Source organism: Spirulina sp. CCNP1310 (genome assembly GCF_034932185.1).
Classification (GTDB): Bacteria; Cyanobacteriota; Cyanobacteriia; order Cyanobacteriales; family Spirulinaceae; genus Spirulina.
Genome location: NZ_JAYGHW010000091.1, coordinates 93,781 through 118,380 on the forward strand (window position 1 = coordinate 93,781; position 24,600 = coordinate 118,380).

20 protein-coding genes are annotated in these 24,600 nt (G+C 52.3%); 4 read left to right on the forward strand and 16 right to left on the reverse strand.

The annotated features are described in order from the left end of the window. The first annotated feature begins 143 nt into the window (after window positions 1-143). Entirely contained in the window at window positions 144-614 is a 471-nt protein-coding gene (locus tag VB712_RS16145) for a CRR6 family NdhI maturation factor (protein ID WP_323256564.1), read from the forward strand. A gap of 33 nt (window positions 615-647) precedes the next feature. Here VB712_RS16145 and VB712_RS16150 read toward each other — a convergent pair whose 3' ends face one another. The 3 genes from VB712_RS16150 to VB712_RS16160 form a co-directional block, all read right to left on the reverse strand. Then, complete coding sequence (locus tag VB712_RS16150; RefSeq protein ID WP_323256565.1) at window positions 648-2,927, reverse strand: DUF3769 domain-containing protein; 2,280 nt, start codon at window positions 2,925-2,927, stop codon at window positions 648-650. Between the two features lie 421 nt (window positions 2,928-3,348). Continuing rightward, window positions 3,349-3,465 carry a photosystem II reaction center protein I gene (locus VB712_RS16155; protein WP_323256567.1) on the reverse strand — a complete coding sequence of 39 codons (117 nt, stop codon included), beginning with the start codon at window positions 3,463-3,465 and terminating at the stop codon, window positions 3,349-3,351. Window positions 3,466-3,553: 88 nt separating this feature from the next. Then, complete coding sequence (locus tag VB712_RS16160; RefSeq protein ID WP_323256569.1) at window positions 3,554-5,791, reverse strand: putative bifunctional diguanylate cyclase/phosphodiesterase; 2,238 nt, start codon at window positions 5,789-5,791, stop codon at window positions 3,554-3,556. Window positions 5,792-6,004: 213 nt separating this feature from the next. On the opposite strand from VB712_RS16160, the gene lipA reads away from it, so the two are divergent. After that, complete coding sequence (gene lipA, locus VB712_RS16165) at window positions 6,005-6,898, forward strand: lipoyl synthase (RefSeq protein WP_323256571.1); 894 nt, start codon at window positions 6,005-6,007, stop codon at window positions 6,896-6,898. On the opposite strand, the gene VB712_RS16170 is transcribed toward lipA, so the two are convergent. Then, complete coding sequence (locus VB712_RS16170) at window positions 6,884-8,206, reverse strand: hypothetical protein (RefSeq protein WP_323256573.1); 1,323 nt, start codon at window positions 8,204-8,206, stop codon at window positions 6,884-6,886. The two genes, lipA and VB712_RS16170, sit on opposite strands and share 15 nt — an antisense overlap. Before the next feature lie 183 nt (window positions 8,207-8,389). On the opposite strand from VB712_RS16170, the gene VB712_RS16175 reads away from it, so the two are divergent. Continuing rightward, window positions 8,390-8,719 (forward strand): hypothetical protein, encoded by a 330-nt coding sequence (locus tag VB712_RS16175; protein WP_323256575.1) that lies wholly within the window; start codon window positions 8,390-8,392, stop codon window positions 8,717-8,719. Here the strand turns inward: VB712_RS16175 and VB712_RS16180 are convergent. Further along, on the reverse strand, window positions 8,643-8,900 hold the full coding sequence (locus tag VB712_RS16180; protein ID WP_323256683.1) for a DUF2281 domain-containing protein: 258 nt from the start codon (window positions 8,898-8,900) through the stop codon (window positions 8,643-8,645). The genes VB712_RS16175 and VB712_RS16180 overlap by 77 nt on opposite strands. 272 nt (window positions 8,901-9,172) lie before the next feature. Between VB712_RS16180 and VB712_RS16185 the strand changes: the two genes are divergently transcribed. Next, complete coding sequence (locus VB712_RS16185; protein WP_323256576.1) at window positions 9,173-11,875, forward strand: DNA methyltransferase; 2,703 nt, start codon at window positions 9,173-9,175, stop codon at window positions 11,873-11,875. Between the two features lie 181 nt (window positions 11,876-12,056). Here VB712_RS16185 and VB712_RS16190 read toward each other — a convergent pair whose 3' ends face one another. The 11 genes from VB712_RS16190 to VB712_RS16240 all read right to left on the reverse strand — a co-directional run bounded on the left by VB712_RS16190 (window position 12,057) and on the right by VB712_RS16240 (window position 24,523). Continuing rightward, the gene (locus VB712_RS16190; RefSeq protein WP_323256578.1) at window positions 12,057-12,323 is read right to left on the reverse strand and encodes a hypothetical protein; all 267 of its coding nucleotides are present in this window, start codon (window positions 12,321-12,323) and stop codon (window positions 12,057-12,059) included. A gap of 115 nt (window positions 12,324-12,438) precedes the next feature. Further along, entirely contained in the window at window positions 12,439-12,693 is a 255-nt protein-coding gene (locus tag VB712_RS16195) for a hypothetical protein (protein ID WP_323256581.1), read from the reverse strand. Between the two features lie 155 nt (window positions 12,694-12,848). Then, window positions 12,849-15,107, reverse strand: a complete 2,259-nt coding sequence (locus tag VB712_RS16200; protein ID WP_323256583.1) for an adenylate/guanylate cyclase domain-containing protein — start codon at window positions 15,105-15,107, stop codon at window positions 12,849-12,851. Window positions 15,108-15,182: 75 nt separating this feature from the next. Then, window positions 15,183-16,070: a DUF928 domain-containing protein gene (locus VB712_RS16205; RefSeq protein ID WP_323256585.1), complete on the reverse strand. Its 888-nt coding sequence runs from the start codon at window positions 16,068-16,070 to the stop codon at window positions 15,183-15,185. Window positions 16,071-16,165: 95 nt separating this feature from the next. Next, window positions 16,166-16,597 carry a VOC family protein gene (locus tag VB712_RS16210; RefSeq protein ID WP_323256587.1) on the reverse strand — a complete coding sequence of 144 codons (432 nt, stop codon included), beginning with the start codon at window positions 16,595-16,597 and terminating at the stop codon, window positions 16,166-16,168. A gap of 92 nt (window positions 16,598-16,689) precedes the next feature. Next, window positions 16,690-18,222 carry a hypothetical protein gene (locus tag VB712_RS16215; protein WP_323256589.1) on the reverse strand — a complete coding sequence of 511 codons (1,533 nt, stop codon included), beginning with the start codon at window positions 18,220-18,222 and terminating at the stop codon, window positions 16,690-16,692. Next, window positions 18,219-18,569: a hypothetical protein gene (locus VB712_RS16220; protein ID WP_323256591.1), complete on the reverse strand. Its 351-nt coding sequence runs from the start codon at window positions 18,567-18,569 to the stop codon at window positions 18,219-18,221. The genes VB712_RS16215 and VB712_RS16220 overlap by 4 nt, the downstream gene beginning before the upstream one ends. Before the next feature lie 36 nt (window positions 18,570-18,605). Continuing rightward, window positions 18,606-18,941 (reverse strand): XisI protein, encoded by a 336-nt coding sequence (locus tag VB712_RS16225; protein WP_323256593.1) that lies wholly within the window; start codon window positions 18,939-18,941, stop codon window positions 18,606-18,608. Beyond that, window positions 18,929-19,345 (reverse strand): XisH family protein, encoded by a 417-nt coding sequence (locus VB712_RS16230; RefSeq protein WP_323256595.1) that lies wholly within the window; start codon window positions 19,343-19,345, stop codon window positions 18,929-18,931. Before VB712_RS16230 ends, VB712_RS16225 begins: the two co-directional genes overlap by 13 nt. Window positions 19,346-19,355: 10 nt before the next feature. Further along, window positions 19,356-21,911 (reverse strand): CHAT domain-containing protein, encoded by a 2,556-nt coding sequence (locus VB712_RS16235; RefSeq protein WP_323256597.1) that lies wholly within the window; start codon window positions 21,909-21,911, stop codon window positions 19,356-19,358. 794 nt (window positions 21,912-22,705) lie between these two features. After that, window positions 22,706-24,523, reverse strand: a complete 1,818-nt coding sequence (locus VB712_RS16240) for a caspase family protein (RefSeq protein WP_323256599.1) — start codon at window positions 24,521-24,523, stop codon at window positions 22,706-22,708. Between the last annotated feature and the right edge of the window lie 77 nt (window positions 24,524-24,600).

Sequence of the window (24,600 nt, forward strand, 5' to 3'; positions counted from 1 at the left end):
ATCCCAAAGCCAGCATTAGAGAGAGCATAGCGACTTTTTTCTCCCCAAAATGTCCATCAAGATACGGTGGGGGAGATGGGTGCGCTCTCAAGGAGGCGGCCTATGGGATGATCAATTATAGGTTTGTTTCCGAGGATTCCCCCATGACCATAACGATCGCCCTTAATCTTGCCCATTTAACCCAGTTGGATCTGTCTCCGGCGGTGGAGGCGATCGCCCCTATCCTCACCGCTCCCAATCCCGAACCCTACCACAATCAAATCCGCTTCACCATTGACTTTCCCCGCGACCCCACCGATCCCCGTGAGTTGTCGGAAATCCCGGAAATCCGGCTGTGGTTTCTCCGTTTGGATGCCCGTTATCCTTGGTTGCCGTTTTGTGTGGATTGGTCGCAGGAGTTGGCCCGTTATACGGCGATGTTGGTTCCCCATCAGTTCAGTCGCACAGAGGGGATTCAATTCAATCCGGAGGCGTTGGAAATTTTTATCACGACGAAAATTTTCACGATCCACCATTGGCTAGAGGGTAAAGGGGTTAAAAACTATGGCAAGCTCCAAGCGATGACGCAAACGCTGGGCTATGGTCTTGAGGATCAGTTTTTGGCGCAGTTGTAGGCTGTACCGCTCATTCTCAATCCCGGGGGCGGATTAATCCCCCACCACGCCATCGGTTACGGGCCGCACGCCGCTGCCCCCAAAGGGATCGCCGGAGCCAATCCAGTTGAAACTCCCCACCCGTAACGTAAACGCCCCCAAACCGACTACCGGGTTATAGATGATGGCAACGCTATGGGTGCGGCGACTGTATTCGAGGGTGTAATTGGTGCTGATCTCTTGGCTGGTGTCGAGGTTGATCGAGCTTTGGATGCCAATGCGGAAGGGGCCATAGATCTGTTGGGTGATGCCAAAAGAGAGGGTTTTGGCATCGGCAATGCGATCAAAAAGGAATGGAGATTGGCCGCCAAAGACGGTTTGGCCATAGCCAATATTAAAGCCGGTGTAATCCAGCCAAGGGCGGGAAAATTGACCAAATTGCCCTTGGAGCGTGACACCGCCACTGATGGATTGTTGGCGATCGCCATTGCTATAAAAACTTGATACCCCATTTAAGCCGGTACTCAAACTCACAAAAGGCTGTACCGGGCGACTCGTGTACCGTAACCCCAGATCCGGCGTGGCCGGTAAAGCTTTCCCCTGCCAGAGCGGGAAGGCTTTACCCAAAAAGGCGGCGGTTTGGGTGCGGGTGAGGATCGTGCGGCTATTGTTGCGATTGGGGCGGATCAGTTCCGGGCGATCGGTGTCGGCGTTGATCGTTTGGATGCCCCCTTGGTAGCTGAGGGTGATCCCCGTATCCCAAAGGGTATAGGTGGGGGAGGTGATCACCAGACCGATATTGCTCTGCACTGTTTGGAAACCAAGGGAGCCGTTAAAGAGGCGATCGCGATAGCTATATTCCAACGCTAACCGATGGGGCCGCTCAAGGGGGCCGATTAAATGGTTCGCCCGCACACTGGCCCGCAGGCGGGAATCCAGCTTACCGAAATCTAAACTGGTGAGGGCCGCCGAGCCGGTGAGCGTTGTGCGCTCATCGAACTGACCCGTCACTGTCGTGCGTACCCCAAAGGAATCGGGATCCACAAAACCCTCATCAAAAATCGCCCGCTGGACAAAATATTGGGGTGTTACTGTCCAACGAAATTGGCCATTATTAAACAGCGTAAATTGCCGCTCAATAAACAACCCCCCCCGCTCACTGTCATCTAAACCAATGTTAAACAAACCAAACTGGTTGGCCTGTTCGCGACGGTCAAAAACAACCCGATTCGGGAACGTGGGCAGGGAAAAACCCTGATCAAACACCAAGCGGCCTTTTTGAATCCGTAGTTCATCGCTATAGGGGGTGAGGGCGGAAAATGTGGCTTGTTCCGCCTGGATTTCTAACTCTGGAGGGGAAAAGGGGTCATTGGTGAGGCGGACATTTTGGGCCTGCCAACCTTGGGAATCAAACTCCACCCGCTCCGCTTCAAACCGGAACCGATCGACACTGCCCCGCACCCCAGGGATAGCCCCAATCACGCCGCCACCACCGCCGCCAACGGTGAAGTCTAAGCTGCCATCAGGCTCTACCCCTTGGATCGGTTGCTGGGAGATGAGGCGATCGCTCAAGGGGCGATCGGCCAGTTGGGCCGCCGTTTCGCGGGTCAGTTCCCAATCTCGGGCTGAGGTGCGTTGGTTGACTTCCCCTTGGGCTTGGTAGATCACGCCCTGATCCTGCACCATTTGGTACTCAAAGGCTTCACCGCGAAACACCTGCTCACCCCGACGCATCACCACATCCCCATCCCCCACAATGACCCGATTGCGGAGATTGACGCGCAGGCGATCGCCCGTCAGCACGCCCCGCGCAAACCGCACAATCACATTCCCCGTCGCCGTGACAATTTGCCGCACTTGATCATATTCCTGATGATCGGCGTTAATCTCCACCACATCGAGGGGATCGGGGCTGGGCTTGGTTTGGGGGATGGGGGCCGGCGCGGGATCAGAGCCTAATTCGGGATCAGCCTCCGGGGCGGTGATCTCAAATTCAACGGTTTCCCCATCCCGGGCTTGGACGCGCAAATGGGTCGGAGGGGAAGGGGGGATGGGGGGTGAAGCGGGGGAAAGATTTTGCGCCCCCCCGGTGGTATTTTCCCCAGGGGTCAAAAATTCATCAAGGCGAGGAGCCGTTTCGAGGGCAATGGCTGGCAAGGGAGCCGTGTCTAGGGGGTTTGGCGCAATGAAAGCGGGGGGCGCAATGTCGGGGGTCACTGTCAAGCTTACCGCTGGGGTGGCTTCAACCGTTGGCCCGTCAAGGGGCTGAACCTCGGCCGCGATGGGGCTGGGGGGAAGATAGGGCGATGGCGGGGGGACACTCGGTTGAGGCATAGAGATTTACAATAACCGCATCAAGGAGGCAATGGGGGCAGAATACCAGAAAAATCAGGCAACCCCAGGTTAGATGATGTTGACCTTGGGCGATAAGTTCGCGATCGCGGATAATCTGCAATCTGCTGAATCAGATCCTGCGAAGCTGTCGGTGCTGTAGGGGCGAAAAAATTCGCGCCCCTACACAGATCAGCGCTACAAGCGGATTTCCGATCCGTGGGCGATCGCAAATGGCAAAACGTTGCCAGGGGTCTTAACACCCTGCTTTATTTTGCAGGTCTAGGTTAGCCAATCCGGTGAGATGATCAACATTCTGTCAGGGCGAAAATTTTACTTTCCTGCCCCCATGCCCCATCAAAGACACAAAAAAGGGGCAACGGTTGCGCCATTACCCCCGAATGCAGGTTCCTAACAGGAAACTTTATTCCATGTTGTTGCGGCTAGGGGTGCGGGAGGGATCCCCAGACAGGAAGCCAAAGACAAAGAGGCTGACGAAGAAGGCAACAACGGCAAAAACAACGATTTTGAGCGCGACCATGGATAATACTCCGGATGTTAAAAGGGCAAAAGCAAACTGCCCAAGGGCAGCGGGTTGGCATCTTTGCAAAATGCCAGAATTATTAGCATCATTCTACCGGAAAGGGGGAGTTATCGCTCTGCCAACCCCAGAGGCGATCGCGCTCGATTAACCCCAACACCTGAGCCGCCGGCACCGGGGCATGGAAGAGATACCCCTGGCCATAACGACAGGCGAGCGATCGCAAGCCCGCCAATTGCCCTGGGGTTTCAATCCCCTCGGCGGTGACTTCAATATTGAGGCTTTGGGCCAGGTTGAGCATCATCCGAATCATTTCGAGATGATCGGCGTTATGCTCCATATCGCGAATAAAGGAAGGGTCAATTTTGATGGTGTCGATGGGCAGATGGTACAGGGATTCGAGACAGGAATAGCCCGTGCCAAAATCATCAACGGCTAATTTAATCCCCAAATTATGGATCGGGTCGAGGATGGTTTGAATGGCGCTGGGGTGTTGCATTAACACCGGCTCGGTAATTTCCAGCTTGAGGCTGCCCCTGGGAATATGGTTGGTGAGGATCACTTGACGGAGGCGATCGCGCAGGCCAAATTGATTCAACAATGCCCCCGACACATTCACACTCAAGAGTAACGGTTGGGGGCCATGCCATTGTTTTTGCCATTGGGCCAATTGACGACAGGCCTCCCCCAAAATCCACCAATCAATCAACCCCATTAACCCCGTTTCCTCCGCCACCGGAATAAACCGACTGGGATCAATCCAGCCATGGCGGGGATGTTGCCACCGCATCAAGGCTTCAAACCCGATCAGTTTCAAATTTTCCAGGGCAATAATCGGCTGATAATGCACCTCAAAGGCTTGGGATTGGATCGCCCCCCGTAAATCCGCCTCTAACACAAATCGCGCTGCCGCTGCTTCGGACATTTGGGGGGCAAAGATGGCATGGTTGACCCCTTCCTGGGTGCGGGCGTAGTTCATCGCTGTATCTGCGGCTTGGAGCACATCCTCCGGGGACTGTTCCGTCCGATCTGGGGTGTCAATGACGGCAATGCCAATGGCGACACTGGAGAATAATTCTTGGCTGTCGATTTCGAGGGGTTGGTTAAGTTGTTGGTGGATATATTCGGCGATCGCCGTTGCATCTAAAGGGGTGTAAAGGTTCGTTAACAATAGGGCGAGGGAGTGATCCCCCACCCGCGCCACCGGATCGGCTAAATTCAGGCAACTCACCAACCGCTCGGCGGTGGCCACCATCATCTGCACCGCCCAACTGTGACCCAGGCTATATTTCACACTGTTGAACCGTTCCAATTCCAGGAAAAAGACACTAAAGAACCCCGTTTTCCCCGCTTGGCAACAGGTTAACTGCAATTGGAGATGCTCTAAAAACCAAGTTTTATTGGGTAACTGGGTGACGGGATCGTAAAAGGCGGAGCGGTGGAGTTGGGCTTCAAGGCGTTTGCGTTCGGTAATGTCTTGGGCAATGCTCATGGCTTGGCTGACTTCCCCGCGAGCATCGTAGATGGGGAGGAGGGACATTAAATAAATGCGATCGTGGAGGGGTAATTCCAGCGTAAAGGATTCCCCCTCAAGGGCGCGGTGATGGAGCGGTTCAAAGCAGGCTTGGATCTCCGGGGGGAGGGCTTCGGCGAGGGTGCGCCCCTCTAAACTGTGGTGATCCCGCGAAAAACTTTGCAGATCTGTCCCGGCGGCAAAGGTGCAGTAGAGATCGCGATCAAAGAGTAACACCACACTACTGGGGACATTGTTGGCCAAAATCCGGTACTGGACTTTTTGATTTTGCAAGGCGAGGGCGGTTTGTTGCTGTACCGTCACATCCTGGACGATCATCAGTTGGGCGGGCTGATTTTGGTAGTAACAGGCAATTTGGGTGAGTTCAACGGTGAGTTCTTGGCCGGTGCGGGTGCGGTGGTAAAGCTGGGGGGGATGATCCGCGTTCGCGTATCCATCCGCGCTATACCGATCGCCATTGAGATCCCCTAACCGCAGTTGGAGAAACTCCGCCTCACTATAGCCATAGGTGGCCATGGCGGCCCGGTTGACCGCTAAAAATTGCTCTGTGTCTCGATGACAGACCCAAACGGGAAAGGGATTTTCCCCAAAGAGATAGTCAATATAGTTCTGTTGTTGATTCAATTGCTGCACCCATCGACCCATTAGCCCATAGCCTAACGCCCCACTCGCGCCAATAATCCCCCAGCCCAGAAATAGATGTTGAAAATCGAGGGGAAGGGGTGAAAGGGCTAAGATGATTGCGATCGCCACCATTCCCAAACCGAGGTATCCCCCAATCAGGCGTAGCAAGGTGTGCTGATGATCACGGCGGCTATGGAGCATAGGGAATGGCAGGCGGGCAATCCAAGGGTAAGTTTAACGCTAACCTTTTGGTTCCAATCTTAATCTAGTTCCTTGCGATTCTTCACCGCAAAGGAAGCTTCAGGGTGGGGAGACAGCCCCCATTCCACCCCTTCTTGATAGGATAAAGACTGCCGTTACGCGAAAAATAGGTGAATTAACGTGGTCGTCAAACCGGAATGGTTACGGGTCAAAGCGCCCCAATGGGAACGGGTGGGGACGGTAAAAGACATTTTGCGGGATTTAGCCCTCAATACCGTTTGTGAGGAGGCCTCCTGCCCGAACATTGGTGAATGCTTCCAAGCCGGAACCGCCACGTTTTTGATCATGGGGCCGGCCTGTACGCGGGCTTGTCCCTACTGTGATATTGATTTTGAGAAAAAACCCCAAGCCCTCGATCCCACAGAGCCGGAACGTCTGGGGGCAGCGGTGGCCCGGCTGAAATTAAGCCATGTGGTGATTACGGCGGTGAATCGGGATGATTTGCCCGATGGGGGTGCATCGCAGTTTTTCCGCTGTATTGAGGCGGTGCGTCAGGTTTCCCCCCACACCACCATTGAGGTTTTAATTCCTGATCTCTGTGGCAACTGGGAAGCGTTGCAAACCATCCTCGATGCTGGCCCGGAAGTGTTGAACCACAACACCGAAACGATCCCCCGTTTTTATCGCCGTGTCCGCCCCCAAGGGGATTATCACCGCTCCCTTGAACTGTTGCGCCAAACCCGCGCCCGCGCCCCCTGGAGCTATACGAAATCGGGGATTATGGTGGGTTTAGGGGAAAGTGATGCTGAAGTGCGGGCAGTGATGGCGGATCTACGGGCTGTGGATTGCGATATCCTCACCATTGGCCAATATTTGCAACCCAGTCAAAAGCATTTGGGCGTGGTGGAGTTTGTCACGCCGGCCCAGTTTGAGGCTTGGCGGGTCGATGGGGAATCCTTGGGCTTTTTACAGGTGGTGTCTTCTCCCCTCACCCGCAGTTCTTACCATGCGGGGGAGGTGCAGCGGTTGATGGCCCAATACCCCCGCCAGCGGGTTGGCTCACTCACCTTCTAGGCGTTTGCGCCATTCTGCATCAATGCGATCGCTCTGGCTCAATTCCTGATCTAACAAATCCGTTTCGGTGGTGTAGATCAGGTTCTCACGGCCTAATACCTTTTGGGTGGCAAAGGTTTGGGCATATTGCAATTTGGCCGTGAGTTCAGGGCTGGGGTTGGTGAGCCGTTGGGCGCGATCGCACCGCTCCTGATTGCGTTGTTCTAGCTTCGGATTGCGGGCCTTGAGCCAGAGGGAGCGCACCCCCGGAATCAGTAAAAAGCCTAGGCCGTAGGCGAACAACACCCCATAGATCCCCCAAACCGCTGGCCAGGCAATCCCCAACGTGCGCACAAATAGCTCAAAGGCGATCGCCCGTTGGGAGAGGAGCAGATAGCCCAAGCCCAACGCCCCCCCCAAATTGAGCAAACCCAACCCTAGGGCCAAGGTCTGTTGACCTTGCGTGGCGCGGCTAAACTGCCAAGGCTCTTCGCGCAGATATTGGGATTCCTCCCAATAATGATCTTCTCCTTCCTCCTGAGCCGTCACCTGCAAATCCGGGAAATAGTACACCAGTGCGCCCAATTCAGAGACTTCCGGATAACCATTAAACCGCGCCAACACCGACAACATAAAATCTTCATCCTCATCGACGCGATCCCAATAGGGGGCGATCTGCTCCGCCACCACCGCGCCGCGATGCTGACGAATGATCTGGCCAATTGTGCGCCACCGTCGCTCTTCTAAATCATCATTGGGATCACCATCGCCAAACAAAAAAGAAAACACCGATTCTAAAAAACTCATCTCTCCCCGTTGTTGCACCGGCTTGCTTTTGCGCCTGCCTGGCCGGGATGAACGATGGTAATAGGAGGGACTAAACAGCCGCCCAAAATTGGGAATCACCATGATCCGAGGAAAAGAAATGCTGCTCCCACCACGATTATCGCTACTACTGCGGCTGCTGTAACTGATCGCGATGATCATCGCCAGGATAGCGATCGCAATGATCACAACAGAAAGGATCAATAAAATCCCAAAGGAAATGCGGATCAGGTAAAAAATCCCCCGCCAAATTTTCCCCGCTATTTCCTGGGCGCGAATTTGCCAATATTTATTGCGTTGAATGGTGCGAAAGTTGGGGGGGAAAACATAGGCAATATCCCCGCTTTCACTCACTTGCAGATGGCCGCCCGCATCGGCGGCGAGGGTGACTAAACTCTGCTGGGCTACCTGGAGATCTAAGCCGGTTTTGGTGGCCACATCTCCAGGGGTGACACGGTAATCCAGTTGGGGAATCGCCTCAAGGAGGGCGGTGGGGGTTGCCATGGGCCGTTGTGATGGGGGGATAGTTCTATCGTAGATCAAAGGGATGGGGGATGGGGAACGGGGAATGGGCAACGGGGAACGGTGGGGATATTTTGGAGGATGGGGGAATTCTTCGCTAGGCTAGAGGGGATGATTGGGGCGATCGCCCAGTGCTTATCCCTGAAGGCTTAAAGGAACTGTCCCATGTTGCCCTCTATTTTTGACTACTGCCAGCCTAGACCGGAAATTCAAGCCGGGGAACTGACCAGCGAAATCTTTGCGGCCAAAATTCGCCCTGTCGTTGAGGGCAACGCTCCCCCGGCTTATCAACAGCCCACTGCCTTAACAACTATTTCCACGAACCCACCAGCAAACTCTCAAAACATCATCAAAAACTCGATAACCTTGGGCAAGAGAAAGGCAATTAAAACCCCAGTATCTACGATGATATTTGATCTCATTCTTGACCTAATCTTTCTAGATATTGAGCATTATGGGATAGATCTTCTAGGTCACTATCGAGGCAGCCAATAAATTCTTTCGCTGCTTCTGTGAATGAAACTTCAGGGGTTTTTAGGGTTTTCGGTGCTGTTGGCTGATGGCTAGATTGGTATTCTAAGAATTCTATGAATTCAAGTAATTTTTGCCATTGTTCAGGGGGCAATTTTTGAATTTTTTGGATGGCTATTTCTAGAGTAACATGGTTCGTTACTATTAATTGGCAGTTTTCAAATAGGTAAGGATATTTTAACTTAAAATTTCAGAAACCCGGTTTCTTGGTTGATCAAATCTCCTCTAACCAGGTTTCAATGGCAGATATCAGATTGGGTTGGTTGGTGAGGAGGGCGATCGCTCCGGTGTTGGTGAGTTCTGGGGTGCTGAGGGTTTTGGTTCTCGGAGGGCATTAAATTTTATGGCAGGGTTGATGGTGTATGGTGTACGCTGAGGGAATTGTTTTTTCAGCAAAAGTTACTCACGGGAATTGTCATGACCGCTACACCTGAATCGCTTCAGAAGTTTGTTAAATTTTGCGAAGACCGCATTACGGGACGGGAGCGCAGTGAGGCGCAAACGTTTTTAGACCGCTTTTTTCGGGCGTTTGGCCATGAGGGGGCGATGGAGGCGGGGGCGCATTATGAGGAGGCGATCGCCTCTGGGAGCAAACGCGGAAACACTGGGTTTGCAGATTTGGTTTGGAAGCCGAAGGTGTTGATTGAGATGAAGAGCCGGGGGGTGGATCTTAAGGAACATTTTGCCCAAGCCCGTGAATATTGGTTTAATTTGGTTCCGGATCGCCCCCGTTATGTGATTCTTTGCAATTTTGATGAGTTTTGGATTTACGATTTTGAGCAGCAGGTGAATGAACCGATGGCTCGTGTGCCATTGGTGGAGTTGCCCAACCGGCTTGGGGCATTCACATTTATGGAATATGGCCAGGGATTGGCCCCTATCTTTGACAATAACCAAGTGGCTGTCACTGCTAAAGCAGGGCAACGGATGGGTGAATTGTTCAATGCTTTGGCGGAACGGGGGGAGCGAACGCAGCAGTTTGATCGGCTGACGGCGCAGCGGTTTGTGTTGCAATGTGTGATGGCGATGTTTGCGGAAGATCGGGGTTTATTGCCGCCTAATTTGTTTATTTCTTGTGTGCAGGATTGTCAGAATGGTGGTAGTTCTTACGATATTATTGGTGGATTATTTAATGAAATGAGTCGTCCTGGTATCACTCCTGCGGGACGTTATCGGGGGGTAAATTATTTTAATGGTGGGTTATTTGCGACGATTCATCCCATTGAGTTGGAGGAGCGGGAGTTAGCTCTGCTTTATGCTTCGGCTCAGGAGGATTGGAGTAAGGTAAGACCGGCTATTTTTGGGAGTATTTTTGAGAATACGGCGGATAAGGTGGAGCGTCACGCCCACGGGATGCACTTCACATCGGAGGGGGACATTATGAAGATTGTTGGCCCGACGATTAACCGTTTTTGGGAGGAGCAGATTGAGGAGGCGAATAGTTTGGCGGAGTTGGAGAGGATTGCGATCGCTCTTTCCAATTATCGTGTTCTTGATCCGGCTTGTGGTTCGGGGAATTTTCTCTATATGGCGTATCAGGAGATGAAGCGGATTGAGTTTGAGTTGGGGCAGAAGATGCGGGAGTATGGGGGTGAGCTTGGTGAAGGGTTGGTTTCTCCGTTGCAGTTTTATGGGATGGATATTAATCCGTTTGGGGTGGAGTTGGCGCGGGTGACGTTGATGATTGCGCGGAAGGTGGCGATTGATGAGTGGGGGATGAATGAGGATGCTTTACCGTTGAGTCAGTTGGATGAAAATATTGTTTGTGCAGATGCGTTGTTTACGGATTGGCCAGCGGCGGATGCAGTGATTGGCAATCCGCCTTTTTTAGGAGGTAAAAATGTTCGTATAACGTTAGGTGATGAATACATTAATCGAGTGTTTAAGCAATTTCCAAAAATTAAAGATTCTGTGGATTTTTGTTCATATTGGTTTCAATTAGCCCATGATCATATAACTGTGGATGGTCGTGCAGGATTAGTTGGTACAAATTCGATTAGTCAAGGGAAAAGCCGGGCCGCATCTCTAGAATACATTGCTGCTAATGGTGGTTATATTCATAATGCAATTTCAACTCAAGAATGGAGTGGAGCCGCATCCGTTCATGTGAGTTTAGTAAATTGGGTGAAGCAAAAGCCAGCAGAGTATCGACTTAATCAGGAAATTGTCAAGTGCATCAATACATCATTGACTGATCTGATTGACGTAACAGGAGCAATACGACTCAACAGCAATCAAAATTTTTCTTTTCAAGGAATAATTCCGGTTGGAAAAGGTTTTTATATTAATCCGAAACTTGCACAAACTTGGATAGATGATGATTTAAAAAATCGAGAAGTTTTGAAGCTTTCAGTTTCAGCTAGTGATTTAACAGATTGCATTAATGGCTATCCTAAACGCATGATTATTGATTTTAATGATATGTTGATAGAAGATGCAAGGTTTTATAAAGCTCCGTTTGAGTATATTAAAATTCATGTAAAGCCAAAACGTGATCATAATCGTAGAACTATAACTCGTAAAAATTGGTGGAAGTTTGGAGAGAAGCGGCCGGCTATGCGGAAAGCAATCGCGCCACTATCTCACTATTTTGCAATCCCATCACACTCAAAATGGTTCATAGGTTTGCCAGTTGAAAAAGATTGGATTCCTAATAATTCTACAACAGTAGTAGCATCTGATGATTTTTATATTCTTGGCATTCTCACTTCAGGCATACACCGCCAATGGGTCAAAGCCCAAAGCTCTACCCTAGAAGACCGAACCCGCTACACCCCTAACACCTGCTTTGAAACCTTCCCCTTTCCCCAAACCGCCCCCCCCAAACTAACCGAACAAATCCGCCAAGCAGCGATCGCCCTCCACGAATATCGGAGCGATCGCATGGAAAAAGAAAACTGTGGCATCACCACCCTGTATAACAACTATTTCCACGAACCCACCAGCAAACTCTCAAAACATCATCAAAAACTCGATAACCTCGTCATGAAAGCCTACGGCTTCACCCCCAACGACGACATCCTCGAAAAACTCCTCACCCTCAATCTAGAACTCGCCGCCAAAGAACAACGCAAAGAACCCATCATTGGGCCATGGGCAGGCGATCGCCCCCCGAAATAGCGTAAGCCTGCCGGAGGGCGAAAAATTTTTCGCCCCTACAACCGATTAATGGGATAACAAAATTGATAGCCTATCCATTCAATTTAGGATATCGCGTAGGGTGGGCAATGCCCACCAGGAGAGAGGGTTTCGGATTTCTGAAACGTCCTAACAATATTAACTACTGCTATACCTACCAGCATCATAATTTGATTGATGCGTTGTTAAGTAAATAGCGGCAGTGATTAGTTAATTCGTCAAAACCTGCTGTCTTACCTAATCGCTTTTCGGCTACATCATGGCAACGTCCTTTGTGAGCGTGCAAAACTTCCGCAGTTTCAATTCCATCTAATAGAGGTAAGTTTTGAAAAACGGCGACCGCCATTTCTCCATCTGTGATCGGCTTGTTGCAAATGTCACAAACAAACATAGGAACAGTTACATTTCCTTCTTTAAAGACCTTAATCATGGTGACTCAACGGAACCTATTTACTGCTCTATAGTAAGCTTTTAACGATTAGTCCGCCACCCCTACCATTTTTCCCTTATGACAAACCATGTCCAAAGAGTACGGAAAGCATTGGTTATCGTCCCGGTAATGAGCGATCGCATCTCATTTCCTGTTGCCACTGAACCGGATCAATCCCATCGCCTTCATAAGTAGCGGCAAGCTGCTGGAGAAGTTCCGCCATCTTTTGACCACCTGTTTTCAGCACCGGCTCAGTATCACCCTCTAAAAGGGTGACATAGACCTGCAACCGTTCATTCTCAAGACTAGGGTGATCCTCAATCCATTCTAAACGCCCATTTTGTAAAAAAGCCTTAAACGTCTTTAGCATGATGAGTTTTTCCTATTCATAAAAAGAACTACAGCTTGTTCAGAAATCATCTGATTGGTTTTCAAAGTCCCTCTCCCGCTCTGGGAGAGGGATTTAGGGTGAGGGCAATGTGTTAAGCAATTGGCAGGCTGTAATGGGATCACAAAATTGATGGTTTATGCGTCCATTTTGGCGAATTTATACATCCTCTCAAAAACCGTTAAAACCGCCGGAGGGCGAGCCGTGAATAAGAGATAAAAACTACCCGGCTCTGCCTTTGGAGATTGAATCACCTTCCCGTAAATATCATCACTCCCCGCCGGATTATCCGGTAAATCCAACACCGCCAACTTGAGATTATTCAAAGGCTCAGGACAAACCGCATCGGTTGCAAGCCGAATCACCGCCCCCTTCTCCGAAATTTGCCATAACTCCCCAGCAGTTTGCGTCGTGCTGATATGCTTGCCATCCAGAATCGTGTATTGCACCGTTAACGGTTTTGCTAACGGGAAATAATGCTCCACCTCCCTCGGTAATTCTAAATGGTAAGGCGCACCAATCCCTCCCACCGCATAGATCGTAATCGGATTTTTCACCCCCTTCGGCATCACCTCCATTTGATCATCAATGTGGATCTCTGCATTGGCCCCCTGAAGCGTCGATTCAGAAATTAACAATTGGCCCCCCGTCGTGTAGGACTCAATGCGATAGGTTAAATTCACCTGAGAACCCACCACGCCGTACTTCGTGCGCTTCTCCGAGCCAATATTGCCCACCACCACCTCGCCGGTATTGATGCCAATCCCCATCTCTAACTTCGGCAACCCCCAAGCCTCAATCTGTTGGTTAATTTCCGCCATTGATCGCTGCATCGCAATCCCACAGGCGATCGCCCGCTGGGGATCATCCTCCCGCTGCGTCGGCGCACCAAACAACACCAAAATCCCATCCCCCATAAATTCATCAATCGTCCCCTGATATTGGCTAATAATGTCCGCCATATAACTCAGGTAAAAATTGAGAATTTTCACCACCTCCTCAGGGGGCAACCGTTCCGAAAGGGCCGTAAAGCCCCGCAGATCCGACGTGAGGATCGTAATTTTGCGTCGCTCCCCCCCCATTTTTAACCCTTCAGGACTTTCCAAAAGACTCGCCACCACCTCAGCGGTGAGATAGCGGCCAAACGTGCGGCGAATTTCCCCCGCTGTGCGGGCCACATAGGCGGTAATACTCACCGCAGCCCCCAGGAAACCCAAGAACGGGGGAACCACCGGAATCCACCAGGCATAGACCAAAGCAAGATAACTGGTTCCGACGAGGAGGGCGATCGCCCCCCCACAAACCCCCCACATTCTCACCGCCCCCCACCGATTCTGATCCGTATGACGCAGCAACCACACAGTCACCGCCCCCACCGCCGTCCACAGCACAATCCAAGCCATTTCCACCGGCTCAGAAGCACTGCGAATCAAGGGCCGGCCATCCAACGCCGCACTGAGTAACTGGCTCGCCATGTGGGCGTGAACCTCCACCCCCGGCATCGGTTGCGGCGAACCCACTAAACTATTGCCATAGGGGGTCATAAACAGATCCCGCGCACTATCGCCAATCGCCCCCAAAAAGATCACCCGATCCGTCGCCCAACCCTCCGGCATCCGCCCTTCCAACACATCGGAAAACGAGAGCCAATCAAAGGCCCGCACACCGCCCCGGTAATTCAGGAGGATCTGATAGCCGCCATCATCGGTGCGAATATAGCCCCCGTCATAGCGTTGGAAGGGCCGCAGTGGCACATCCCCCAACTGCCACCAATCATCGCTATCGGGGACAATGCTAATGCCCTGGCCCTCTGCCTCTAAATATTTAGCCGCCACAAACATACTGAGCGTCGGGATCAAGCCCGTATCCTCAGTTTTCATATTAATCAAGGCCCGACGCACCACCCCATCAGCATCAACAATCACATCATTGGCCCCCACCTGATTCCGTTCCGCCAAAGCTGGCGGCGGGCCAATGGTTTCTAACTCACTCTTCCCCGCCACTTTCCGAATCCCGATCAGATTGGGCGTGGTTTCAAACTGCTCAATCAGTTCTGCTGTTCCCGGTTCAATGGGGAAATCCCGATAATCATCTAAACCGATGACGCGGGGATTCTGGGCCTTGAGCTTCTCAATCACCTCTGCATACATCCCATCGGGGATGATCACCCGCCCTAGGTTGCGATAATCTTGCTCCGTCATGCCGACGATCGCCACCCGTTCATCCCTCGGTTCCGCCGGCCGCAGCCGCAAAAACTGGTCATACACCGCCAATTCCCACCCCTGCATCAACCCCAACCACCGCAGCAAAATCACCAACAACGAGACAGAAGGCACAGCCACGACTACGCCGCGCCATTGCCAGATTTTTTGCTGAAGGGGTTGGGAGAGGTTCATGGGGGAATGGGGAACGGGAATCAATGGGGGTTAATCTCGAACCCCCCTTTTTAAGGGGGGCAGGGGGGATCTAGCCTACTCGACAAAACATTGAGGATCCCAATGGGGTTGGGCTTGGGGGCTATTGGGGGCGATCGCCTCCTCCGCAAAGGGGACATCCGCCAAACACCCCAATCCTTGGGATTCTAGCAGCGTTTTCCACTGTTGACGATCCACCGGGCGCAACTGGGCTGTAAACGCCAAGGCCTCATTCCAATAGGCATTGGCCGCAAAGCGGCTCGCATTCGCTTCCAGGGCAGCGGGGGCCAGGGTTTTGGGGTCAGGAATCGTCGCCGTTGCACTACAACCCAAGGGGCTACCATCGGCTTCGCTACAACTGAGCAAACCGCTCACCACCTCTTCACCCCCTCCATTGCTTTCACACAACAGCGAAAAGCTCCATTCATACACCGCCCCCGGCTCCAGGTTGGCATCCGCCAAACCATAACTAACAATCCGAGGGCCATCCGTCAGACCGGGGGGAACCTCAAGGCCATCGTTAAAATAAACTTCTTCGTACTGATAACGGGTGGCTCCCCCAGCGGTCATCACTGGAATCCGTTTTTGGACGACAATTTCCACCGCTGTTGCTCGGGTGCGAGGCACATAAAAACTCAAGGTGGGATCGGGGCTGAGGCTTGTGCCAATGTTGCTGGCGGGCATTAAAGCAGTGAGGGGCGTGAGCGGCTCCACCTCCCCATCCCCATTGAGATCGGCAAATTTTGCCACACATTCCTCCTCACTGCCGCGACGGGGTGCGCCGCCAGCGGTGCGTTGGGGAGCGCTACCGCCGCCAGGGGTGGCGGAGGGAAAGTTAACCGCCAACAGGGAAGCAGGACGAGCTTGAACGGCAACCTGGGTGAGGGTCAAGCTCAGGAGGGCGGGTATTGTGGCGAGAAGACGGAGCGCATTGGGTAAAGGCATAATTTTCGTGATCGGTAAATGGGGTTTTCTTAGGATAACCTGCTGATTTTTTAAGCAAACAAGCCTTGGGACAGTTCATTGATCACGGCTGCTGCTTAGGGGTTGGGCTGACGGGGCAGGGGGCGAATCAATTCAATGGGGAGGCCGTCGAGGTCGGCAATGAAGGCAACTTCGTAGAGGCGATCGCCGATCATTTGCTGTTCGGGGGGGAGGAGGATTTTGAGGCTATGGCCGATCTGGCCTAATGCTTGTTCAAACTGCCTTAACCATTGGGGCAAAGTTTGCCCCGTTTCCCCCAAATCAAAGGAGAGGTGATAATAGCCCACATAATGCTCATCTCCGAAGGCATCGGGGGCGGGAGCCGGTTGGGGAATTTGGATCAGTTCGAGGCGGCCCTGTTGTCCTTCGAGCCAGCAGGCGAGGGTGTAGCCCGTGGAGAAGCGATCGCTCACTTCAAACCCGAGCAATTGATAGAAATCAATGGCGCGGTGAATATCTGCGGTGCGAATCGAAACATGATGAAGCATTTTCCCTCGGTGGCAACGATGTGCTTTTCTTGATGCTATCCCTAGGGGGCAAGACCGGCGCAAGGGTTGCATTGCCCACCCCTGAGGCCAGCCTAGTCCTTGGAGTCTTTGCGGTGAAGCAGCGATCGCAGGCTTTGGGGCAGAACAAACAGGATGGCGGCGGCCAAAAGTCCCAGCCCCAAACTCACGCCGACAACTTCCGCAATGGGGCCGAGGGAGGGGGTGGGTTCGGGGTCTTTGTAGTAGGGGTAAGCGGTGGCGGTAACGCCTGCAACCCCTAGGCCGCCACCGATGGCGCTGATCATGTTTTGCAGCGTGCGATCGCTCTCGATTTCTTGGGCTTGACGGGCGCGATCGCTTTCCGCTTGGTCAATTTCCACCAAACCGCGAATCGAATTAATCGCCGTATCCAGCAACCCCGATCCATGGCGGAAATAGTTCAAATCGGCAGTAATTTGGTCTTGAAACGTAACAGCTTCTTTTTCCCCAAACACCCGCAGCGCGGTTAAAGGTCTTGGGATCAATTGCCCCATCTTCTCTTCAGCGGCCAATTGCTCCATCTGCTCTAGGGTAGCCAGGTAGTTCCGATGGTTGATGGCGATCGTATTGCGGGCATATTCGAGATTCCGCAATTGGTGGGAATAGGAAAGAGAAATTCCCAAAAGCTCTTTGATTTCATCTTTTAAATTTTTCAATGCTGCTTCGGTCAAAAGCTGATTATCTTTGCGTTTTAAATGCCCTTGTTTCAATGTGTTGAATTGTTGCTCATGATCGTTGACGATTTTATCTGCTTTTTCATAAAAGAGACGGCTTTGTCTAAAAGTGTTGCTCATTTTGTGGCGATAGAGCAATAAGTTTGGCAGAGACCAATAGAATTTATTTAAAGTTTCAGTTGTGGATCGATCAAACATGAACAAAATAAGCAAATGTCCGTAGGGATTTTCCTTCACTGTTTCCCTTGGATTGCCAAACTCATAAAGATAGCCATTGCAGCAGGAAGCGACCCGATATAATTGAGGGAATTGAGCAATGTCGGCAGGTGGAATGTCAAAAAAGGCATACCAGCAATCTTTTGCTGCTTGATCCAAGTCGCGAGGATTGGAGGGAGGGGCCTGGTTTAAGTAAACCGTCAGCAGCAGGGTTTGCCCTAAAAACTCGGCTCGATCATGAATGTCTACTTTAAAACAATTGTTAGGATTGAGTTTTTGTAAATCTTCACAACTATATTGATCAGCACCATATTGTTCTGGAAAGGCAACCCGCAAATTCAGAGCATAGGTGTCATGAATGGCTTGGGGATAAATGAATCCCTTTAATCCATTTTCTGTTTTAAAGTTTTGTTGTCGCTTACGTTTTTGATTAGGTTTAGTGGGATAATTTGACTCTAAAAGATTGTAGGATTGGGGACTGGGTGGGTTAACCAAATCCAGCGTGATATTTAAAGAAAATGCGCCTAAAATACGTTGATACTCATCCTGTACCCATTTTAAATTAATAGCTGGTGATGGTTCGGCATTTGAAGCAGTTGGATCATTGTTGTCAATGGCAATGTTTAACCCATCATAAACATAATAGGAAAACCAATAAAGGCTTGGCGCATAAATCGGAGATGAGAAATTATTCATGCTGACGGCTGATCCGGTTTGCTATTTTGAATGGCCTGCATAATCATCGTTTTATTAATCACACAATCCACGCTTTCCCCTGCTAATGTAGTATCCGTATCATCATCTTCGCCAATTTCTAAACGAGTTTTCAATTTAGCGATATCAATTTGATGGTGACTGCACCACTCTTTAATACAGATCGCTAAGTCTAGAGGGTCGTTCGCGGTCTGGGTGAGACGCTGTTCAAGTTCAGGTAAATATTGCTGAATTTTTGTATTGAGGGTTGGATCTGCTTTGAGTTTTGCTAAGACCTGCAAAAAACTATTAACGGTCTTGGCGGCGCGGGGGGGCATATAGTCTGGCATGGCTTTTGCGGGTGTTAAGGTATTTCTGCAAGTTCATTAAGCAACGGCAAAACCATTATACTGGCGCATAATGGGGGCATGATAGGCTAAGACAATATCCTGTTTAGGAATACCCAATTCTACCAATTGATTGGCTACGCCTATTTCTGTACCATCATATTGAATCCAGATTTTATCGTTAATCACATCAATATGAATCAGGGAACCACAAATGCGCTGATTTCCACTCCAGCCAACATGAACAAGTTGATAGTGATCCTGTTGGTAATCAAAGGCGGTATAGACTTCTATTTCACCATAGGAGGGCTTAATTTGTGCCTGTTCGCGCAAAACGGATTCAATAATTTGCCGATATTTTGTTAGTTTATCCATTCTAAAGTGACCTCCTGACCTGGTTCAAAGGTTAATAGATTAATCTGGGCTTCTTGAATGACTTGTTGTGCGAAAGGGCGACGAAAGAAATCTTGATAAATAAAAACAGGAACCGCTAAATAAAGCTTGCGATCTGGATCTTTCATTTTGAGGGCGACGCGATAACTCATACATTGACCGATGGCCAAATGAAAATCATAAATCGTGGAAGGGGATAGAAAACTTTTAACTTCGATGGCAATTTTAGTTAACCCTTGCTCTGCACCAATTAATTGCTGCCCCGCTAAATCAATTTGTACAACGGTATTGTCAAATTCTAAGGTTAGGGGATCATCGGTAATTGTCCAGCCGATTTGTATTAATGCGGCTTTAACAATGTCGTGAAATTGATCTTTTGCAGGCATAGGCAGTTTCCTAGGGGAGTCCACTGGCGCTGAAGGCGGCCCAGTAGCGTTTTGGGGCGAAGGGTGGATCTTGAGCATAGTCAAACAGTTCAAGCCGACATGCCTTGATGTCATTTTCGGACATTTGTAGAGTTTTGGCACACCAGTCTAGAAAATCAGCCTTTGTGGTGGTACGGAACCAAGTCTGGGCGACTTTTAAGGCTTGGGGGATGGGTTGATTGTGGTTGAGTTCTTGGTAAAAGCAGATGGTGAGAAAGGCGGTGGCGAAGTCATCCACACACCAACGGGTATCAACTACGGTGTTACTTCCGGCGTAGAGGAGGGCGTTGGCGAGGCCGATGTATTCATCGGTGGTGCGGCTGTCGAGGCGGCCGGTTTCGCAGGCGGAGAGGATGACGAGGCGGCAGGCGAGTTTGAGGTTGCGGTAGATTTCGGCAGCGGTGAGGCATTGGTGTTCGATGTTGAAGCGGCGGCCATCTCGGAGCGTGAGGGTGCGCTCGCCGTCCAGGGGGGCGGGTTTGTCTCCAGCGAGGATCAGGGCGGAGTTGAGGGGGTTGGTGCTGTCGAAGCCGCCATGACAGGCGAAATGGATGATCTCGCTGTTGTGGAGTTGGGCGCGGGTGGTGGGTTGCTCGAAGGCGGGTTTATTGGCGGCGGCGTGTTTGAGGATGTGGGCGGGGTCGAAGCGGCGGCGGATCAGGTCAATTTCGACATCGGCGTAGTGGAGGTCTTGGGTGGGGTTTTGGATGGCGAAGAAGGGGGCGGTGGGTTGGGTGCGGGGGCGGTTTTGGAGGTAGGCGAGGATTTGGCAACTGGGGGCATAGCGTACCCCTTTTTCAAAACAATCCTGTAGGGGCGCAAGCGTTGCGCCCTCCAGATTTGTGGCGGTTTGGATTGGGACGGTGAGGGCGTGGAGGGGGCAGAGCTGGAGGTAGAGGTGGGGGATGAGGATGAGGTGATGGCAGGGGTTGGGGCGGTGGGTGAGGAGTTGGGGGAGGTCGAGGAGTTGGGCGGGGTGGTCGAGGCGTTGATCGAGGGATTCGTACCAACTGTTTTGGCGGTAGTCGTGGTTATAGGTTTGGTTGAATTGGTCGAGGGCTTGGCGTTGGGCGGGGCTGTAGCGGTGGGGGTGGATGTGGGTTTGGCTGTTCTGGTGGGTGATCAGGAAGGCGTAGGCTCCAAGGTCGGGGTCTTGGGGGAGGAACCATTGGAGGATGGCGGTGGTGGGGTTGAGAAGTTGGGCGAAGTCGGGGAGTTGGGGTTTGACGGTTTCAAAGGCGTTGAAGGTGGGGTCGTTGATTTCGGCGAGGAGGGTTTTGCGTTGTTGGATGAGGGTGAGGAGGGGGGTGGTTTGGGGGGCGGGGTTGGGGAGGTTGAGGTTGCGGTGGCCGGGTTGGGGGTTGGTGGGGTCGGTGGGGGGTTGGTCGTCGAGGGTGTATTGGAGGGCGGCGATTTCGCGGTTGAGTTGTTCGTATTGTTGGATTTGGGCGGGGGTGGCGTTTTGGGGGAGGCGGTTGGCGTTGTGGAGGAGTTCGGTGAAGGTGCGGGCTTTGCTGCGTTCGACGGTGAGGAGGGCTTGTTCGTAGCGTTGGAGGTGGAAGCAGGCTTCGATCATGCGGCCGTAGAGGGGGAGGGCATCGGCGATCAGTTGTTGTTTGGTTTGGGGGTTGGTGGCCCAGTCGCGGCTTTGTTCGACGGCGCGGATGGCGTTGTCGTAGCCTTCGATCGCAATTTCCCAGTTTTGGCGATCGTAGGCGAGGTTGCCGAGGTTGCGTCCAGTTTGGAGGCACTTGAGGGGGAAAGCTTCTGGGGTATACACTTCTAAAGCCGCTTGATAACAGCGAATCGCCTCCTCCATGTTCTCCCCACGCTCTCCCCGCAGGCGATCGCTGTAAGCAGTTCCCAAGTTATTTTGGGTCATTGCCCAATCTTCAGCATAGGCGGTGCGGGTATACACTTCTAAAGCCGCTTGATAACAGCGAATCGCCGCCTCGATGTTCTCCCCACGCTCTCCCCGCAGGCGATTGCTGTAAGCATTTCCCAAGTTATTTTGGGTCATCGCCCAATATTCAGGATAGGCGGTGCGGGTTCTCACTTCTAAAGCCGCCTGATAACAGCGAATCGCCTCCTCGATGTTCTCCCCACGCTCTCCCCGCAGGCGATTATAGTAAGCATTTCCCAAGTTATGTTGGGTCATTGCCCAAGCTTCGGGATTATCTTGACGGTCAAAAAAATCTAGGGCTTTGATGCAGATCGCAATGGCAATTTCTAAATTAATCGCCCGTTGACCTTGGGGAAATTGCTGCACCAAATTGGCAAAATTGAACAAATCAATGATGTTGTCGCCAGTGGCAAAGGCGGGAATCAGGGCAATCAGATCCTCATTCAGCTTGTCTTGCTGGCGTTCAAGGAAGGGATAAACAACGGAAGGATTGCCACCGCTCTCATCGGTTAAGCGCAGGGCTTCGCGCAAAAACGCTTTGTATTCTGCGGGTATAGTGTTTTGTGCTGTCCCCTGACCTAAAAACGCCCCTAACCGTCTTGCCACCTTGCCGAAAAACTTCATCACCTTAACCCTCCCCCTGCTCGCACATCCCCCCCATTTTACCCCCCAACCCCGAAACCGGGTTTCTTGCACCAACCCCTTACCCACCATCACCCCCCTGAAACCCGGTTTCTTTCCACCCACTAGCCAAGAAACCGGGTTGCGTCCATCCCCTCGTTTGCCCCCCAAATCCCTACCAAAAACCCGGTTTCTGACCTTAAGCCTGAAACCGGGTTTCTTGCACCAACCCCTTGCCCCCCATCACCCCCCTGAAACCCGGTTTCTTTCCCACCACTAACCAAGAAACCGGGTTGCGTTCATCTTCTCGTTTGCCCCCCAAATCCCTACCAAAAACCCGGTTTCTGACCTCAAGCCTGAAACCGGGTTTCTTGCACCAACCCCTTGCCCCCCATCACCCCCCTGAAACCCGGTTTCTTTCCCACCACTAACCAAGAAACCGGGTTGCGTCCATCCCCTCGTTTGCCCCCCAACCCCTCCCAAAAACCCGGTTTCTGAGCTTAAGCCTGAAACCGGGTTTCTTGCACCAACCCCTTGCCCCCCATCACCCCCCTGAAACCCGGTTTCTTTCCCCCCGCTAGCCAAGAAACCGGGTTGCGTCCATCCCCTCGTTTGCCCCCCAACCCCTCCCAAAAACCCGGTTTCTGACCTCAAGCCCGAAACCGGGTTTCTTGCACCAACCCCTTACCCACCATCACCCCCCTGAAACCCGGTTTCTTTCCCCCCCAAGCGAAGAAACCGGGTTGCACATATCCCCTCATTTTCCCCCAAAACCCGGTTTCTAAACGCCAAAACATCTATCGCTGACCCCGCTCCCAACGGGAAATAGCCGTCTGGGCGGCGGCATGACTCGGCGCATCCGTCGGCACAAGACGGGCAGTAGCGATCGCCTGCTCAAAATCCCCCCTCGCCGCACGAGAATTCGCAATCAAATAAATTTGCTCCTGCCACAAACGAATTAACTCCTGAGCCTGTTGATAACCCGGTTGCCCTTGGGGAATCGTTTTGAGCAAATTAATCCCTTGGAGGAAGGAAGAGGCTTGAGTATAACGAATCAAACGCCGCGCTTCACGGATTTTTTCCGCATTTTCCTTTTGGATCACCGCATTTTGCGTCCATTGGCCGATACTTTGCTGGGCGGCTGCGTAGGCGGCGGTTTGGTTGGCAGGAATCAGTTGGGCAGCGGCGATCGCCCCATCAAACTGCCCCTGATTCGCCCGCCCCTTCGCCAGATCCAAAATCACCGCACTCCACCGGGCAATATCCCCCTGGGCTTCTTCATAAAGCGGCGCACCGGGGGGAATCCGCCCCGCTTCCGCAATGGCACGGCTAAACCCAGAAGCTTGATTATCCTGGATATAGGTGCGAGCACGGGCCAGAATCGCTTGACTTTCCGCCAACGTGGGCGGAGCCGCAGGAGCCGTTTCCACCCCAGGCGTAGGGGGAATCGTTGTGGGTATCTCTTGCCCCGGTTCACCGACAGTTTCCGGTTGAGAAGGGCGATCGCCAAACAGCAGATTAAACAATCCCCAAACCGCCAAAATCAGCAACAACCCCCCACCCCACAGCAGCCAATTGTATTGAGCTTTTTTCGGTGTGGGCCGGGGTTGACTGTTAGCCGCCGGGACTGTGGGGGCCGTCGTGGGAATGGTGGGAATCGGCGGCATTTCCGGCGGCGGTGGTGAGAAGGGGGGCAGATCCAGCGATCGCACCGGTTCCGGTTCTCGTTCCGGTTCCACCTCCACTTCAGCAGCCAGTTCCGCCGGTAACGGCCCAATGGGATCCGCCGCCAACTCCGGCGGCAATTCCTCACTCTCCGGCTCCAAGGGCATCACCACAGCCGGCGGCAGTTCCACCGGAGCCGGTTCCGCCCCGACCCCTTGGGGAAACAGCGGCGCTTGGGCAAACTCAATGGAAGGGATAATAATTAACGGATGTTGCACCGGCCGCCAATGGTGCTCACTCAATTCCGGCAACCGTTCATAGAGATAGCTACTAATCCCGTCTAAAGTCGTTTGGGGGCCGTAGTAGCGCAAGGCCTCCAACAACGCAGCGGTAAACATCCCATGACCCAAAGCCACCGCCTCATGGGAAGCCTCCTCCAGTTGACTGGAGAGGATCAACGAAATCCCCATTTCCGGGGCAATTTGCGCCAACTGTCCCCCCACCGTTTCCCCGGCAATCACCCCCGGCGAGCGGTTAATATCCAACAACGCCAACACCCGCCGCTGACCATTGCCCTGCAACCTTGCGAGGAGATCCTTAGCTACAATCCCCGTGCCGGGAATATCCGCCGGGTTGCCATCCATGGGCATTAAATAATCCACCCCCTGCCAACTCACCCCATAACCACTGAAGAAAAACCACAACAGGGAGCCAGTTTGGGCCGCCAGCCAGGTATCGACCCAATGCCAAATCTGATCGCGGGTTGGCTCAGTGCTATGGTTCCCCACCCAAGGAGAAGCCTCCGTTAACAGGAGGGCTTGATGGGGGGGCAATTCGGTTTCTTCCACCAAGAGTTGATGCAGGGCTTGGGCATCATCCTGGGCGTAGTTGAGGGGTTGAATGTATTGATAGCGATTGATGCCGATGGCCAACGCGGTGTAGTCTGACATATCCCCAAGCGGTGAACGGGTTGCAAGGCAATTCTAGCGGAATTCCTTGGCCGCTCTAACATTTCAAAACCGATTGT

What these genes read in the sequence shown, in the direction of transcription:
- VB712_RS16235 (WP_323256597.1), bottom strand. Translation starts at nt 21,911, where the DNA reads ATGAAGTTTTTCGGCAAGGTGGCAAGACGGTTAGGGGCGTTTTTAGGT.
- VB712_RS16170 (WP_323256573.1), bottom strand. Translation starts at nt 8,206, where the DNA reads ATGGCAACCCCCACCGCCCTCCTTGAGGCGATTCCCCAACTGGATTAC.
- VB712_RS16190 (WP_323256578.1), bottom strand. Translation starts at nt 12,323, where the DNA reads ATGATTAAGGTCTTTAAAGAAGGAAATGTAACTGTTCCTATGTTTGTT.
- VB712_RS16155 (WP_323256567.1), bottom strand. Translation starts at nt 3,465, where the DNA reads ATGGTCGCGCTCAAAATCGTTGTTTTTGCCGTTGTTGCCTTCTTCGTC.
- VB712_RS16220 (WP_323256591.1), bottom strand. Translation starts at nt 18,569, where the DNA reads ATGCCAGACTATATGCCCCCCCGCGCCGCCAAGACCGTTAATAGTTTT.
- VB712_RS16240 (WP_323256599.1), bottom strand. Translation starts at nt 24,523, where the DNA reads ATGTCAGACTACACCGCGTTGGCCATCGGCATCAATCGCTATCAATAC.
- VB712_RS16145 (WP_323256564.1), top strand. Translation starts at nt 144, where the DNA reads ATGACCATAACGATCGCCCTTAATCTTGCCCATTTAACCCAGTTGGAT.
- VB712_RS16225 (WP_323256593.1), bottom strand. Translation starts at nt 18,941, where the DNA reads ATGGATAAACTAACAAAATATCGGCAAATTATTGAATCCGTTTTGCGC.
- VB712_RS16185 (WP_323256576.1), top strand. Translation starts at nt 9,173, where the DNA reads ATGACCGCTACACCTGAATCGCTTCAGAAGTTTGTTAAATTTTGCGAA.
- VB712_RS16210 (WP_323256587.1), bottom strand. Translation starts at nt 16,597, where the DNA reads ATGCTTCATCATGTTTCGATTCGCACCGCAGATATTCACCGCGCCATT.
- VB712_RS16200 (WP_323256583.1), bottom strand. Translation starts at nt 15,107, where the DNA reads ATGAACCTCTCCCAACCCCTTCAGCAAAAAATCTGGCAATGGCGCGGC.
- VB712_RS16215 (WP_323256589.1), bottom strand. Translation starts at nt 18,222, where the DNA reads ATGAATAATTTCTCATCTCCGATTTATGCGCCAAGCCTTTATTGGTTT.
- VB712_RS16230 (WP_323256595.1), bottom strand. Translation starts at nt 19,345, where the DNA reads ATGCCTGCAAAAGATCAATTTCACGACATTGTTAAAGCCGCATTAATA.
- VB712_RS16195 (WP_323256581.1), bottom strand. Translation starts at nt 12,693, where the DNA reads ATGCTAAAGACGTTTAAGGCTTTTTTACAAAATGGGCGTTTAGAATGG.
- VB712_RS16175 (WP_323256575.1), top strand. Translation starts at nt 8,390, where the DNA reads ATGTTGCCCTCTATTTTTGACTACTGCCAGCCTAGACCGGAAATTCAA.
- VB712_RS16150 (WP_323256565.1), bottom strand. Translation starts at nt 2,927, where the DNA reads ATGCCTCAACCGAGTGTCCCCCCGCCATCGCCCTATCTTCCCCCCAGC.
- VB712_RS16205 (WP_323256585.1), bottom strand. Translation starts at nt 16,070, where the DNA reads ATGCCTTTACCCAATGCGCTCCGTCTTCTCGCCACAATACCCGCCCTC.